The sequence below is a fragment of the Blastococcus carthaginiensis genome (genome assembly GCF_030731085.1).
GTDB classification, from domain to species: Bacteria; Actinomycetota; Actinomycetes; order Mycobacteriales; family Geodermatophilaceae; genus Blastococcus; species Blastococcus carthaginiensis.
On sequence record NZ_JASNFN010000014.1, the window covers coordinates 154,198 to 168,382 of the forward strand.

Annotated in this window: 12 protein-coding genes and 2 tRNA genes; 5 read left to right on the forward strand and 9 right to left on the reverse strand. The window is 73.9% G+C overall.

What is annotated here, in order from left to right:
- Positions 1-98: 98 nt before the first annotated feature.
- From tig to QOZ88_RS13945, 9 genes are all read right to left on the reverse strand, one after another.
- Positions 99-1,610, reverse strand: coding sequence for a trigger factor (gene tig, locus QOZ88_RS13905; protein ID WP_306000342.1), 1,512 nt, complete (start codon positions 1,608-1,610; stop codon positions 99-101).
- A 133-nt stretch (positions 1,611-1,743) separates the two neighbouring features.
- Positions 1,744-1,817, reverse strand: a tRNA-Pro gene (locus QOZ88_RS13910).
- A 63-nt stretch (positions 1,818-1,880) separates the two neighbouring features.
- Positions 1,881-2,186, reverse strand: coding sequence for a YciI family protein (locus tag QOZ88_RS13915; RefSeq protein WP_306000343.1), 306 nt, complete (start codon positions 2,184-2,186; stop codon positions 1,881-1,883).
- Positions 2,183-3,649 (reverse strand): amidase, encoded by a 1,467-nt coding sequence (locus tag QOZ88_RS13920; protein ID WP_306000344.1) that lies wholly within the window; start codon positions 3,647-3,649, stop codon positions 2,183-2,185. The genes QOZ88_RS13915 and QOZ88_RS13920 overlap by 4 nt, the downstream gene beginning before the upstream one ends.
- Before the next feature lie 96 nt (positions 3,650-3,745).
- Positions 3,746-4,363 carry an ABC transporter ATP-binding protein gene (locus QOZ88_RS13925; protein ID WP_306000345.1) on the reverse strand — a complete coding sequence of 206 codons (618 nt, stop codon included), beginning with the start codon at positions 4,361-4,363 and terminating at the stop codon, positions 3,746-3,748.
- Positions 4,363-5,169, reverse strand: coding sequence for an ATP-binding cassette domain-containing protein (locus tag QOZ88_RS13930; protein ID WP_306000346.1), 807 nt, complete (start codon positions 5,167-5,169; stop codon positions 4,363-4,365). The genes QOZ88_RS13925 and QOZ88_RS13930 overlap by 1 nt, the downstream gene beginning before the upstream one ends.
- Positions 5,166-6,026 carry an ABC transporter permease gene (locus tag QOZ88_RS13935; RefSeq protein ID WP_306000347.1) on the reverse strand — a complete coding sequence of 287 codons (861 nt, stop codon included), beginning with the start codon at positions 6,024-6,026 and terminating at the stop codon, positions 5,166-5,168. Before QOZ88_RS13935 ends, QOZ88_RS13930 begins: the two co-directional genes overlap by 4 nt.
- Positions 6,023-7,141: an ABC transporter permease gene (locus tag QOZ88_RS13940; RefSeq protein WP_306000348.1), complete on the reverse strand. Its 1,119-nt coding sequence runs from the start codon at positions 7,139-7,141 to the stop codon at positions 6,023-6,025. The genes QOZ88_RS13935 and QOZ88_RS13940 overlap by 4 nt, the downstream gene beginning before the upstream one ends.
- Positions 7,129-8,748, reverse strand: coding sequence for an ABC transporter substrate-binding protein (locus QOZ88_RS13945; protein ID WP_306000349.1), 1,620 nt, complete (start codon positions 8,746-8,748; stop codon positions 7,129-7,131). Before QOZ88_RS13945 ends, QOZ88_RS13940 begins: the two co-directional genes overlap by 13 nt.
- 241 nt (positions 8,749-8,989) lie before the next feature.
- Between QOZ88_RS13945 and QOZ88_RS13950 the strand changes: the two genes are divergently transcribed.
- From QOZ88_RS13950 to QOZ88_RS13970, 5 genes are all read left to right on the forward strand, one after another.
- On the forward strand, positions 8,990-10,393 hold the full coding sequence (locus QOZ88_RS13950; RefSeq protein ID WP_306000350.1) for a hemolysin family protein: 1,404 nt from the start codon (positions 8,990-8,992) through the stop codon (positions 10,391-10,393).
- Complete coding sequence (locus QOZ88_RS13955) at positions 10,390-11,415, forward strand: hemolysin family protein (protein WP_306000351.1); 1,026 nt, start codon at positions 10,390-10,392, stop codon at positions 11,413-11,415. Before QOZ88_RS13950 ends, QOZ88_RS13955 begins: the two co-directional genes overlap by 4 nt.
- A gap of 224 nt (positions 11,416-11,639) precedes the next feature.
- Positions 11,640-11,713 (forward strand) — tRNA-Gly (locus QOZ88_RS13960).
- A 620-nt stretch (positions 11,714-12,333) separates the two neighbouring features.
- A complete protein-coding gene (locus QOZ88_RS13965) occupies positions 12,334-13,305 on the forward strand; it encodes a hypothetical protein (protein WP_306000352.1) in 972 nt (323 codons plus the stop codon).
- A 179-nt stretch (positions 13,306-13,484) separates the two neighbouring features.
- On the forward strand, positions 13,485-14,135 hold the full coding sequence (locus tag QOZ88_RS13970; protein ID WP_306000353.1) for an 8-oxoguanine DNA glycosylase OGG fold protein: 651 nt from the start codon (positions 13,485-13,487) through the stop codon (positions 14,133-14,135).
- The last annotated feature ends 50 nt before the right edge of the window (positions 14,136-14,185 follow it).

Genomic DNA, 14,185 nt, shown 5'->3' on the forward strand with positions numbered 1-14,185 from the left:
GTTCGCCGTCGGCGCAGCGGCCGCCCCGGAACGGCGACGACGCCGCCCCACCTGCGGAAGGTGGGACGGCGTCGTCGGTGTCGCGCGGGCCTGACGGCTCAGGCCTTGTTGACGTCCTCGGTGTCCTCGGTCGCCCCTTCGGCGGCCTCGGTGGCGACGGCCTGGACGCCGATCTCCTCGGCCTCGGCGGGGGCCTCCTCGGTCTCCTCGGCGGGGGTCTCCTCGGTCTCCTCGGCGGGGGTCTCCTCGGTCTCCTCGGCGGGGGTCTCCTCGGCGGCCGCCTGGACGGTCTTCGGCCGCAGGGCCTCGAGGTCGACGGTCCGGCCCGACTCGTCGGTGATCGTCGTCTGCTCGAGCAGCTGGGCGAGCGTCTTTGTGCGGCGGACGTCCGCGACGAACTCGGCGATGTTGCCGCTCTGCTGCAGCTGCTGGGCGAACTGCTCCGGGCTCATCCGGTTGCGCTGGGCCTGCGCCATGATCTGCGCCGAGAGGTCGTCGTTGGCGACGGTGACCTCACGGGCGTCGGCGATGGCGTCGAGGATGAACTGCGTCTTCACCGCCTGCTCGACGTTCTTGCGCTGGTCGGCCTCGTAGTCCTCGCGGCTGTCCACGCCCGACATCTGCAGGAACGCATCCCAGTCCATGCCGGCCTGGGCGAGCTCGCGCTCGAAGGCCTGGTTGCGCCACTGCACCTCGCGCTCGACCAGGTTCTCGGGGATCGGCACCTCGACGGTCTCGATGAGGTGCTCGACCAGCTTGTCGCGGGCCTGGGCGCCCTGCTGGATCACCTTGGTGCGGGCCAGCCGGGTGCGGGCGTCCTCCCGCAGCTCCTCGAGGGTGTCGAACTCGCTGGCGGTCTGCGCGAAGTCGTCGTCCAGCTCCGGCAGCTCCTTCTCCTTCACCGAGCGGACGGTGACGGTGACGTCGGCCAGCTGGCCGGCGTCGGGGCCCGAGAGGAGCGCGGTCTGGAAGGTCTTCGACTCGTCGGCGGACAGCCCGCGGACGGCGTCGTCGAGGCCCTCCATGAGGTTGCCCGAGCCGACCTCGTAGGACATGCCCGTGGTCGAGCCGTCCTCGAGGACCTCGCCGTCGAGCGTGGCCTCGAGGTCGATGGAGACGAAGTCGCCGTCCTGCGCGGCGCGCTCGACACCGGTGAGCATGCCGAAGCGCTCGCGCATGACGGAGATCTGCTGGTCGACCTCCTCGTCGGTGACCTCGACGTCGTCGACGGTCACGGCCAGGGAGTCGAGGGCCGGCAGCTCGAGCTGCGGGGCGACGTCGACCTCGGCGGTGAAGGCGAGGGTGTCGTTGTCGTCGAGGCGGGTCACCTCGATGTCGGGCTGGCCCAGGACGCGGACCTGGTTCTCGCGGATGACCTCGGAGTAGATCTCCGGGACCGCGTGCTGGACGACCTGCTCCAGGACCACGGGGCGGCCGAGGCGCTGGTCGAGCACGCGGTTGGGCACCTTGCCGGGGCGGAACCCGGGGACGCGGACCTGCTTGCCCAGCTCCTTGTAGACCTCACCGAAGGCGTGGTCCAGGTCCCCCCACGGCACCTCGATCGCCATCCGGACCCGCGTGGGGCCCAGTTCCTCGATGGTGCTCTTCACAGCGGCAGTGCTCCTCGGTGAGACAGTGGTGTGCAGGCGTCCGCACGAACTCGTGACGCCGGGTCGACCCCCGAGTCTAGAGACGTCGGGGGCACGCGCGCGGTGGCGGGATGCGGGCCTCGCGCTCGCCCGGTCGGGGTGACAGGATTTGAACCTGCGGCCCCCTGCTCCCAAAGCAGGTGCGCTACCAAGCTGCGCCACACCCCGTGGCCGCACGAGTCTAGGCGGACCGGCGGCCGGCCGGGCGGGCGCGGTCGGGCGGCCCGCCGGTCACCCGTCGTCGACGACCAGATCGGGGTCCACCAGCCGCAGGTCCACGCCGACGAGGTCCCAGGGCGTCACGGCCGCGGCGCAGGCGCCGGAGGTCACCAGCGGGTCCGCCGCGACGACGTCGCGCGCCTCGGCCAGGGAGCCGCAGCGGAGGACGTAGGCGGCGTCGCCCTCCCCCAGCGGGCCGCCCAGCAGCACCAGCTGCCGGTCGACGAGCGAGTCGACGAAGGTCTCGTGGTCGGGGCGGCGGGGTCCCGCGCCCGGTGCCGCGGTGAGCAGCACCAGGAAGTACGAGCCCCCGTTCACGCCGACACCGGCGGCCGGTGGTCGGCCCACGGCGCCGCCTGCTCCAGCGCGGCCGCCACGCGGACCAGCAGATCCTCCCGCCCGACGGCGGCGACGAGCTGGACGCCGACGGGCAGCCCCTGTCCGGTCCGGTGCAGCGGCAGGCTGACCGCCGGCTGACCGGTGACGTTGAACTGGGAGGTGTAGGGCATGAGGCTGTTGATCCGCCGCCCCTCCTCCTTCTCGCCGGCCGCGGTGAACCAGCCGAGCTCCGGCGGTGGCGCGGCGATCGTGGGGGTGACGAGCAGGTCGAAGCCCTCGCCGCCGTGCTCCCGCGGTGCCCACCACTGCGCCATCCGGCGGCTCCAGGAGCCGAGCCACGTGCGGGCGCCCAGGTAGCGCTCGGCGGAGAGCTTGCGGCCCACGGCCCGGTACATCTGGTTGCGCGGCTCCAGCTCCGCGTCCTCGATCGGCCGGCCGAGCGACCGCTCGAACGCGGAGAGGGTCAGCGCGACGTCCGCCGCGATGGTGCTGGTGAACCAGCGGGGGAACTCGGGGTCGAACATCGCGCCCGGCGTCCCGGGCTCCACGTCGCACCCGAGGTCGGCGAGCAGCCGGCCGGTGCGCTCCACCGCGGCCCGGCAGGCGGGATCGCGGAGGTACTGCTCCCCCGGCTCGGCGTCCAGCAGCCCGACGCGGAGCCGGCCCACCGGCGCCCCGACCTCCTCGGCGAGCGGTCGAAGCAGCGGCGGGGCGGCGTACGGGTCACCGGGCATGGGGCCGCTGATGGCGTCGAGGACGGCGGCGGTGTCGCGCACCGTGCGGGTGACGACGCCGTCGATGGTGGCGCCGGCCCAGCTCTCCCCCACCTCCGGCCCCTGGCTGACCCGAGCCCGTGTGGGCTTGAGCCCGACCAGGCCGCACTCCGCCGCGGGGATGCGGATCGAGCCGCCGCCGTCGGTGGCGTGGGCGACCGGCACCAGCCCGGCGGCGACCGCGGCCGCCGACCCTCCGCTGGAGCCGCCGGTGGAGCGGTCGGTGTCGTACGGGTTGCGTGCCGGGGGGTTGGCGGCCGGCTCCGTGGTGATCGTCGTCCCGAACTCCGGCACGTTCGTGCGGCCGAGGACGACGAACCCCGCGGCGCGGAAGCGGGCGGCGAGGTGGCTGTCGACGGGCCAGCGGACGTCGGCGTCGCGCAGGAACGACGTGCCGTAGTGCGTCGCCTCACCGGCCACGTGGCAGCCGAGGTCCTTGAGCAGGATCGGCACGCCGCGGAACGGCCCGTCGGGCAGGTCGCCCGCGGCCTCCGCGCGGGCGGCGTCGAACCGCTCGCGGATCACCGAATCCAGCCGCGGGTTCACCCGCTCGATCCGCTCGATCGCGGCGTCGACGAGCTCCGCGGGCGTGGCCCGGCCGGTGCGGACCAGCTCGGCCTGTGCGGTGGCGTCCAGCCAGGTCGTGTCGAGCGAGGTGGCGTCGGTCACACCGCGGACCGTAGCAACGGGCTCCGACGACGGCGCTCAGCGCACGGTGACGACCGGTTCTCCGCGCGCGTGGGAGCACGAGTGCGCCCGCGGAGGTCAGGCGTCCACCGGCTCCCAGTCGACGACGCGGGACGCCACCGCGTCGAGCAGCGGCCGGTCGTGCGAGATCGCCAGCAGGCCGATGCCGGCCGCGTGGCAGTGCTGCAGCAGCAGGTCCCAGATGGCGGCCTGGGTGACGGCGTCGACGCTCGCGGTGATCTCGTCGGCGACGAGGTAGCGCGGCCGGGCCAGCAGCGCCCGCGCCAGGTTGACCCGCTGCAGCTCCCCGCCGCTGATCTCGTGCGGGTGGCGGTCCAGCCAGGCGGGGTCGACCAGCCGCCGGTCCAGCGCGGCGACGTCGTCGTGCGAGGCGCCGGTGGCCGCGAGCACCCGCCGCACCGTCCAGCGCGGGTCCATCGCCCGCTCGGGGTGCTGGAGCACCAGCTGGACCGGGTGCGGAGCACGCCGGGCCCGCGGGACGGCGCCGTCGACGGTCACCCGGCCCCGGACGGGTCCGGCGAACCCGGCCAGCACCCGGCCGAGCGTGCTCTTGCCCCCGCCGCTCGGGCCGCACAGCCCGACCACCTCCCCTGCCTCGACGCGCAGGTCGACCCCGGCGAGGACCCAGGGGTGCGCGGCGCCGTAGCGGAACCAGACGTCGTCGGCGTGCAGCATCAGGCCTCCGCCGTCGTCGGCACCCGGAACCCGTTGGCGGGCAGCGCCTGCCAGAGGGACCGCGTGTACGGGTGCCGCAGGGACGACCCGTCGCCGGTGAAGGCGCGCGGATCGGCGACGTCGACGGTGCGGCCGTCGCGGCAGATGACCACCCGGTCGGCGACCGCCAGCGCCGCCACCAGCTCGTGGGTGATCAGCACGACCGCGCACCCCTCGTCGGCCATCACGCGGAACTCGGCGAGCGTGGTCGCGACGGTGGCGGCCGGCAGGCCGGTGGTTGGCTCGTCGGCGACGAGGACCCGCGGCCGGCTCATCGTCGCCATCGCGACCAGCACCCGCCGCGCCATGCCGCCGGAGAGCTCGTGGGGGTGGAGCCGCAGCACCTCGGGCCCCAGCCCCCGGCGGGCCAGCGCCTCCTCGGCGGCCCGCCGCGGATCGGGGTGCCCGGCCAGCCGCGCCGAGCGCCGCACCTGCCGGCCCACCCGGCTCAGCGGGTCGAGGAAACCCACCGACTGCGGCAGCAGCGCGATGCCCCGTCCGGCCAGCCGGCGCCGGCTCTCCGGGTCGAGGTCCACGCCGTCGTAGGCCACGGTCCCGCGCTCGACCGCGTTGGGCGGCAGCAACCCGAGGACGGCGTGGGCGAGCAGCGACTTGCCGGCCCCGCTGGCGCCGACGAGGGCGACCACCTCCCCCGCCGCCGCGGTCAGGTCCATGCCGGCCAGCGCCCTCACCGTGCGGCGGCGCAGCCCGCGCTCGTACTGGACGAAGTCCACCTCGAGGCCGCGCACCTCCAGCAGCGCGCTCACAGGTGGGCGCTCCGCGGGTCCAGCAGCGCCCGGGTGTTCTCGCCGATGGTGTCGACCAGCTTCACCACGACCAGGAGGCACAGCCCGGGCAGCACCGCGAGCCACCAGGCGCCGGCGCTGAGGTAGCGCATCGACTCGGCCAGCAGCACCCCGATCGAGGGCTCGCCCGGGTCCACGCCCAGGCCGAGGAAGGAGAGCGCCGCCTCGTGCAGGATCGCGTGCGGGAACAGCAGGACGGCGCCGACGAGGAAGTGGCCGGTCAGGTGCCCGGCGAGGTGGTGGCGGGCGATCCAGCCGCGACCGTGCCCGAGCTGCCGGGAGACGGTGACGTGGTCGGAGGTGACGATCTCCCGCGCCCGGCCGCGCAGCACCCGGGTGAGCGTCGGCCAGTGCGTGAGGGCGACGGCGAGCACCGCGGCCTGCGTGCCCCCGCCGAAGACGAACGCCAGCAGGATGAGCAGCACCAGGTGCGGCAGCGCGAGGAAGAGGTCGACCAGCCAGCTCACGACCCGGTCGACGACGCCGCCGAACACCGCCGCGGCGGAGGCGAGCACCAGCGCGATGACGGCGGAGACCAGCGCCGCCGTCGTCCCGACCACGAGGCTGAGCCGCAGCCCCGCCAGCACCCGGGCCAGCAGGTCGCGGCCCAGCGGATCGGTGCCGAACGGGTGGCCGGCCGACGGGCCGAGGTTGCGATCGGCGAGCGCCGTGGTCGAGGCGGCGTCGCCCGCGACCCCGCCGGCGACGAAGACGCCGAGCACGACCAGCAGCGAGACCCCGACCCAGGCGAGGGTCCGGCGGCGCCGGTCCCCCAGGGACCGGGTACGGACGGCGGGATGGGCGGCGGCGGTGCTCATCGCACCCCCTGCCCCGCCGGGGACGGCGCGACCGGCTCGCGCGCGGGCGGCGCGTCGGGTGCCGGCGGGGGTGCGCCGAGCGGGCCGCGCAGACCGCGCCGCGCCCGGCGGGCCGCGGCCAGGTCGGCCGACACCCGGGGGTCGAGCCGGGCGTGCACGAGGTCGCCGACCTGGTTGCCGACGAAGACGAACACGGTGGTGAACAGGACGATCCCCAGCAGCAGCGGGACGTCCTGACCGAGGGCGGCGGCGGTGGTCGCGGCGCCGAGGCCCGGGTAGGAGAAGACCTGCTCGGCCAGGACCGCGCCGCCGAAGAGCTCCCCGAGCGAGCTGAACTGCAGCAGCACGGCCGGGGCGGCGGCGTTGCGCAGCACCCGGTGGAGCACGACCCCGGTCGCCGACTCCCCCTGCGCGCGGGCGAAGGCGACGTAGTCGCTGGCCAGCGCCTCGACCACGGCGTGCCGGGTGTGCAGCACGACCGGGGCGACGCCCACGATCGACAGGGTCAGCGCCGGCAGCACCAGGTGGTGCAGTCGGTCGAGCAGGGTGACGTCCTCGGCCAGGATGCCGACCGGGACCGCGCAGCACACCGGCGCCCAGCCCAGCTGCACCGAGAAGACGTAGAGCAGCAGCAGCCCGACCCAGAACGTCGGCGCCGAGGCCAGCGTGTAGGCCCACCAGCAGATCGCCCGGTCGGTGACGCGTCCCTGCCGGGCGCCGGCGAGCACCCCGAGCGCGAACCCGAACAGCCCGGAGAGCAGCCACGCGGTGGCCATGAGCGCAAGGCTGGCGAGGAATCGCTCGCCGATGACCTCGGCGACCGGCTGGTCGAACGTCAGCGACCGGCCCAGGTCACCCTGCGCGAGCTGCCCCGCCCAGGCGAGGAACCGTTCGACCGGTGGCTCGTCGAGCCCCCAGCGCTCGGCGATGAGCGCCCGCTGCTCGGGCCCGACGGCGGCGATGTCCCCGCCGACGTAGGCGTCCACCGGGTCGACCGGCGAGCTGACCAGCAGCGCGAAGGAGGCGGTGGCGACCGCGGCGAGCAGCAGGGCCAGCCGGACCAGCCGGCCGGCCACCCAGCGCGCGGCCGTCGCGACCCGGCTCAGCAGCTCCACTGCCAGTCCGCGATCCCCGCGGTGATCGGCCAGCCGTGCCCGTGCGGCTCGATCCGCGGGGCGCCGAGGTCGAGGCACTCGTCGACGAAGTAGGTGTGCTCCAGGTTGACCAGCCAGGCCCAGGCGGCGTCACCCGACGGCCCGAAGCCGGTGCCCTCGCCGTCGAACTGGGCGGCCTGCCAGTGCGGGATCGCCGCCTCCTGGTCGGTCGCGGTCATCGCCGCCTCGAGGTGCTCGTCGACCTCGGGGTCCGCGTAGTAGCCGGGATTCCAGTACTCGACGCCGGCCTGCCTGGACGAGTAGAGGTTGTACATCTCGGTCGGGTCGAGGCTGCCCCAGCCGAAGAGCACGGCGTCGGCGTGCAGCCGCTCGTCGAGGACGTCCCAGCTCGCGCCGTCCGGGGTCACCTCGATGCCCACGGGGGCGAGCATGTCGGTGACGGCGAGGGCGAGCGCCTGCCGCAACGAGTCGTCGGCCGGGTAGAGCAGGGTGAACGCGGCCGGGACGCCGTCGCGCTCGCGCACGCCGTCGCCGTCCGCGTCGACCCAGCCGGCGTCCTCCAGCAGCCGCTCGGCCTCGGCGGTGTCGGCGTCGGGAATCGCCGCCGCGGGCTCGTCCCAGGGCAGCCCGTCGACCGGCCCGGTCGCCGGCGTGCCGTAGCCCTCCAGGATGCCGTCGACGAGGGCGGCGCGGTCCACCGCGACGTTGACCGCCTGGCGCACGGCGCGGTCCGAGGTGACGTCGTTGCCGATCGGCTGCCCGTCGTCGGTGGTCCGCCCCTCGTCGGGCAGGTAGGGGAACATGATCCCGCGGTTGTCGACCGACGGGACGGCGACCAGCCGCATGCCCGGCACCTGGGTCGTGGCCAGCTGCGAGGGGACGGCGGCCATGTCGACCTGCCCGGCCGTCGCGGCGGCCAGCGAGGTGTCCTCGCCGGTGAACTGGAAGACGAGCCGCTCGAAGGCCGGCTGCTCGCCGTAGTAGTCGTCGTTGCGCTCGACGATGAGCTGCTGCCCCTCGTCCCACTGCACGAAGGTGTACGGCCCCGAGCCCACCGGGTTGCGCGCGTAGTCCGGGCCGTGCGCGTGCTCGGGCACGATGCCGAGGGAGGCCAGCCGGTTGACGAAGGTGCTCTGCGGCCGCTCCAGCAAGAGCTCGACGGTGTCCTCGTCGACGGCGACCGCCTCGGCCAGCGCGGTGACGTCGGTCAGGCCGCCGCTCTCGCTGGCGGTGGTGAAGGTGTAGGCGACGTCGTCGGCGGTGACCGGCTCGCCGTCGGTGAAGCGGGCGTCGGTGCGGAGGTCGACGGTCCACACCAGGCCGTCGTCGCTGACCGACCAGGCGGTGGCCAGGTCGGGGACGACGTCGAGGTCCGCGTCACGGGTGAGCAGCGTCGACTGGAACAGCGGCGAGCCGTAGCGCCCCCAGCCGAGCGTGGGATCGTAGCCGTCGTCCGGCTCGCCGCCGATCGCCAACCGCAGCTCGGTCGGCGCGGTCGGGCCGGCCACCGCCCCCGGCCCGGCGACGGCACCGCCGCAGCCGGCGACCAGCACCGCCGACGCGCCGATGACCACCGCGTTCCGGATCGCTCCTCGTCGTGCGCGCACGCGACGCCCTCCCGCTCCGACGGCGTGCCGCACCGGGTGCGCGCCATGCCGCCGCCGAGGTTATTGCAAAGTAGTCGCAACAGGCCATCCGGGTTGCGCACCGCAACCGGAACCCCGACTGCGCCTGCCTCGTTGGGTCGCAGGGCAGCCGTGCCCCGATCCCTCCTCCGAAGAGAGCCATGAGCCCCTATCACAGTCCCCAGGCCGCGACCTCCCGCCTCGGGAAGGGGGTGCGCGGCCGGTGACCGAAGTGCTCTCGCTGCTGCTCGGAGTGCTCGTCGTGCTGGCGATCACGGTCGTCACCGGGTACTTCGTGGCCCAGGAGTTCGCCTACATGGCGGTCGACCGGGCGACCCTCGCCGCGCGGGCGGAGGCCGGTGACGCCGCGGCGAGACGCGCCCTGAGCGTCACCCGGCGGACGTCGTTCATGCTCTCGGGCGCCCAACTGGGCATCACCGTCACCGGGCTGCTCGTCGGCTACGTCGCCGAGCCGCTGATCGGCGACTCGCTGGGTGCGCTGCTCGGCGGCGTCGGGGTGCCGACGGCGGTCGGCGTCGGCATCGGCGCGGTGCTCGCGCTGCTGTTCTCCACGGTCGTGCAGATGCTGTTCGGGGAGCTGTTCCCGAAGAACCTCGCCATCGCCCGCCCGGAGCCGGTCGCCCTCCGGCTCGGCGCCTCCACCGCCGTCTACCTGACCGTCTTCGGCTGGTTGATCCGGGTGTTCGACCAGGCGTCGAACCTGCTGCTGCGGGCGCTGCGGATCGAGCCCGTCCACGACGTGGAGCACGCCGCCACCGCCCGGGACCTGGAGCACATCGTCGAGGAGTCCCGCGACAGCGGGAATCTGCCGGCGGAGCTCTCGATGCTGGTCGACCGCATCCTCGACTTCCCCGACCGCGACGTCGAGCACGCGATGATCCCGCGCCCGCGGGTGGACACCGTGCAGGACACCGACACCCTCGGCCACCTGCGCGCCCTCATGACCCACGGCCACTCGCGCTACCCGGTGCTCGAGGCCGGGACCGGCGACGTCGTCGGCGCGGTGCACCTGGCCGACCTGCTGGCCACCCCTGAGCCGGACACCGCCGGGGTGACGACGATCGCGCGGGAGTGCCCCGTCGTCTCCACGTTCACGCCGCTGCCCGAGGCGCTGCGCCAGCTCGCGGAGGCCGGCGAGAAGATGGCCTGCGCCATCGACGAGTACGGCGGCTTCGCCGGCATCCTCACCCTGGAGGACCTCGCCGAGGAGCTGGTCGGCGAGATCACCGACGAGCACGACGAGGAGCGCCCGGAGTACGTGCCGGTCGTGGGCGACGGCGTGTGGGAGATGGCCGGGGACGTGCACGTCGACGAGGTCGAGCGGGCCCTCGGCGTGGACCTGCCGCGCGGGCACCACGAGACGATCGCCGGGCTGGTCATCGCCGCGGCCGGCGCCCTGCCCGGGCCCGGCGACCGGCTGACCATCGAGCTGCCGCCGGACCCGGCCGACCTGGTGCACGCCGACGAACCCGCCCCGCGGCACCTGCACGTTCAAGTGCTCGACGTCGAGCGGCACGTGCCCGCGCGCGTCCGCCTGGAGCTGCCCGACCGGGCGGGTGCGACCAACGGACAGGACCGCACGACCGACCAGGAGGGAACCCGATGAGCGAGAACCCGTGGGTGGTCCTGGCCGCGACCGTGGTCATCGTGGCGCTGTCGGCCTTCTTCGTCGCGGTGGAGTTCGCCGCGCTAGCGGCCAAGCGGCACCGGCTGGAGGAGGCGGCGCCCGGCAGCCGCTCGGCCCGCGCGGCGCTGCGCAACTCCTCGGAGCTGACCCTGCTGCTGGCCGGCTCGCAGCTGGGCATCACCGCGGCCACCCTGGCGCTGGGTGCGGTCAGCAAGCCGGCGGTGCACCACTGGCTCACCCCGCTGTTCGAGTCGTGGGGGCTGCCGCTGGTCGCCGCCGACGTCGCCGGGTTCGTGCTGGCGCTGCTGGTGATCACGTTCATCCACCTCGTGGTCGGCGAGATGGCCCCCAAGTCGTGGGCGATCGCCCACCCGGAGCGCTCGGCGACCCTGCTGGCGGCGCCGATGCGGGTCTTCATGGCGGTGTTCCGGCCGCTGCTGCGCGTGCTGAACACCGCCGCCAACCGGCTCGTCCGCGCGGTCGGGGTGGAGCCGGCCGACGAACTCGCCGTCGGTCACAGCCCCGACACGCTGCGCCACCTGGTCGAGCACTCGGCCAACGTCGGGGCGCTGGACGCCGGCTTCTCCGCGCAGATCTCCGGCGCCCTGGAGCTGGAGCGCATGACCGTCCGGGACCTCGTCACCGCGGACGCGCCGCTCGTCGCCGTGCCGGGTGACGCGACGGTGGAGGCGGTGCGGGAGGCCACCCGGCGGAGCGGGCACCTGCGCATCCTGCTCGGGACCCGGGCTGCACTGACCGGTGTGGTGCACGTCCGCGACACCTTGGGCTCGGCTGCCGACGTGGCGGCGGTCGAGTTCGCGCGCCCGGTCTTCAGCCTGGACGCCGGCACCACGGTGTGGGCGGCGCTGGCGGCGATGCGCGAGACGCGGAACCACCTGGCCGTCGTCAGCGAGGGCGGTTCGGTGCTCGGGGTGGTCACCATGGCCGACGTGCTGCACCGGCTGCTCCCCCAGCCGGCGGCCGCCGAGCCGGCCGGCTGACCCGAGGTCACCGGACGCTCTGCCTCTGATCACCATCGGGAGCAGAGGCAGAGCGTCGCCGACGTGGCCCTGGGGGGCTTCGTGTGGTGGTTGGCCCCGCCGATCGGGCCGGCGCCACGCCCTCGGGCGGCGGCGCGCTACGCTCGTCGCGGCTCGGCAGCCCGGTGGATCTCGGTCCCCGGGCGACTCCGATGTCGAGGGAGCCCGCCCCCTCGCGCCGCCACGCGGGTGTAGCTCAATGGTAGAGCCCCAGCCTTCCAAGCTGGCCATGCCGGTTCGATCCCGGTCACCCGCTCCACGTCCTGACCAGGCCGGATGCCCGTTCGCGCAGCTCAACCGGGCAGCGCCGCTCCTGCCGTGCCTTAACGGTGCTGACTCCTGTTCGCCCCTGAACACCGGCTTTGGCCGGTGCTTAAGGCACGGATAAGGCACGACCTCAAGGGTTCGAGGGGGACGTCCCACCGGAGCACCGGCGCCGGCAGGCCGCGGATGAGACGAGACCGGCCGCCCCTTGCGCTGAGCGGTAGGGGCCGGTCCGGAACTGCGGTATCGCAGATCCGCGTAGTAGCGGGGGGACCGGCCGAACCACCGCTCTCGCTGTTCGCCGTCGTCGGTTTCCGCAGGTCAGAGCGTTCTGCATAGGCATCTGCACACCCCTGTCCGGTCCGTTTCCCGAGCAGCCAGCTACGCGTGTCGGGACGAAAGTGATCTTGGCACGAACCCCGGACAGCCTTGATCTTCAGGACGATCGCTACGTCCTCCGGGGTATCACCGCGTGCCGCGAGTCCTTTCACGTCAGGCACGCCCACCTGATCGGCGACTCGGTGGACGGCCTGGTCGGCGAGGGCCCACCGGAGGACTGAGCCTGTCGGTGCGCCCCGCTACCGTCCGATCCCCCGAGGACCCCGGAGGTGGTTCATGCGACGCAGTCCCCGCTCGCCCACCGAGATGCTCGAGGTCGTCGCCACGTGGGACCTCGTCCCGCTGGAGGACTACCCAGGTCCGCACAAACCGTGGCGGTGCCGGTGCCTCCGCTGCGGCACCGAGGTCACCCCCACCTACGCCGGGATGACGGACGCCCGCAAGAAGAACGCCTGCAGGGAGTGCGACAAGCGGCACCGGCGCGCGCTCTTCCTGGCCTCCCACGAGGAGATGGCCGCGATCTACCGCTCCCACGGGTTCGAGCCGCTCGGGGAGTACTCGGGCAACCACCAGCCGTGGCCGTCGGTGCACCTGGTGTGCGGGGAGCTGTGCGCGCCCTACCCGGCCAACGTGAAGTCACGTGGCGGCGGGTGCGACGTCTGCGCACGCGAGGTGCGCGGCAGCAAGCGCCGCGTCGACGAGGCGGTGGCCGTCGCCATCATGCGCGCGGCAGGGCTGGTCCCTCTGGTTCCCTACCCGACCTCGGGAGAGCCCTGGGCCTGCCGGTGTGACACCTGTCAGTCCGAGGTCTCACCGACCTACGACAACGTGCGCGCCGGGACGGGGGGCTGCCGGCCGTGTGGCAGATACGGGCTGGACTGGGACGGGCCGGCGATCGTCTACGTGCTCACTCAGGCAGCCCACCTGGCGGTAAAGGTCGGCATCGCGAAGGCCCGGCCGACGCCGGGCAGCCCGTCGCGCGTCGACTCGCTGTCCCGGCGGTTCGGGTGGGCGCACTACGCGCGGCTGCAGGTGCCCACCGGCCGGGAGGCGTACCGCATCGAGCAGGCCGTGCTGCGCGTATGGCGGAAGGACCTGCGGCTGCCGCCGCACCTGGGACCGCACGAGACCGAGGGGCACACGGAGACCGTCAGCCTCGACGCCATCTCGGAGGAACAGGCGTGGCAGTACGTCCTGACCGCGGCGCGCCCGCCCAGTGGGGGGACCCCGCCTGCCGCCTGCCTGTGAAATCCAGCGGCAGTGTCGCGTCGTCCAGGAAGCGACACGGGATCCAGAGGGCGACACTCCCGCCGGCAGGGCGGCCTTCGGCGCAGCCGTGACGCCGCAGTACGTCTCCGCTCTCGGCTCAAGGACGCCGGATCGGCGGCCGAGACCTTCCGAGACCTGGGTCCGCAAAGGAGAACCAGATGTTCGAGCCGCTGCCGGGCTATCCGGCCTGCCCGTTCCGCGGAACGCCCCCAGAACGCGACAAAGCCGTTCTGGAGCACCGCACCCGGGTCACGCTCGCCCCCTGGCAGGCCGCCATCCCGTCGGACTGGCTCCCCGCCGTGATGCGCGGCGAGGCCGAACCGAAGATCTGGCTCCGCCGTCGGGACGTCCTTTCGGTCGCCGAGGCCGCGCACACGCCGGTCGGGGCCTTTCAGACCTATGTCGCTGCCGCGGCCTGGGGCAGCCGGCCCGGGCGCGAGGTCGGCCGCAGGCTGCTCACGTTCGCTGGCCTGACCGAGGACGAGCGGGTCCAGATCGGCACGAAGCTCGCCGCGGTCACGGACACACTGGTCGCAAGGGGAGCCGAAGCGGGGTACGAGGACCTGATCCACGGCGACCACCACGTCTCCGGCATCAGAACCTCGTTCGGCACCAAGTACCTCTACTTCGCCGGCTATTGCCGGGTCACCACCAAGCTGCGGCCGCTGATTCTGGACAAGAACACCGCCCTCGCCGTCACGTACCTCACCGGGCGAACGTGCGCGCACAACCTGAACCGCCCTGGGTCTGATGGAGGCTCGTTCTATTGGATTCCCACCCCGGCGGGGTCGGTCCGTTGGGCAGCGTAGAACGCTGCTTCGTACTCCGCGGGCGGGACGTTCTGGCAGTGCCCGTGGAG

Excerpts from the sequence above, each read along its gene's own strand:
- QOZ88_RS13925 (WP_306000345.1), bottom strand. The coding sequence starts at position 4,363 with ATGCTGCACGCCGACGACGTCTGGTTCCGCTACGGCGCCGCGCACCCC.
- QOZ88_RS13935 (WP_306000347.1), bottom strand. The coding sequence starts at position 6,026 with ATGAGCACCGCCGCCGCCCATCCCGCCGTCCGTACCCGGTCCCTGGGG.
- QOZ88_RS13955 (WP_306000351.1), top strand. The coding sequence starts at position 10,390 with ATGAGCGAGAACCCGTGGGTGGTCCTGGCCGCGACCGTGGTCATCGTG.
- QOZ88_RS13965 (WP_306000352.1), top strand. The coding sequence starts at position 12,334 with ATGCGACGCAGTCCCCGCTCGCCCACCGAGATGCTCGAGGTCGTCGCC.
- QOZ88_RS13970 (WP_306000353.1), top strand. The coding sequence starts at position 13,485 with ATGTTCGAGCCGCTGCCGGGCTATCCGGCCTGCCCGTTCCGCGGAACG.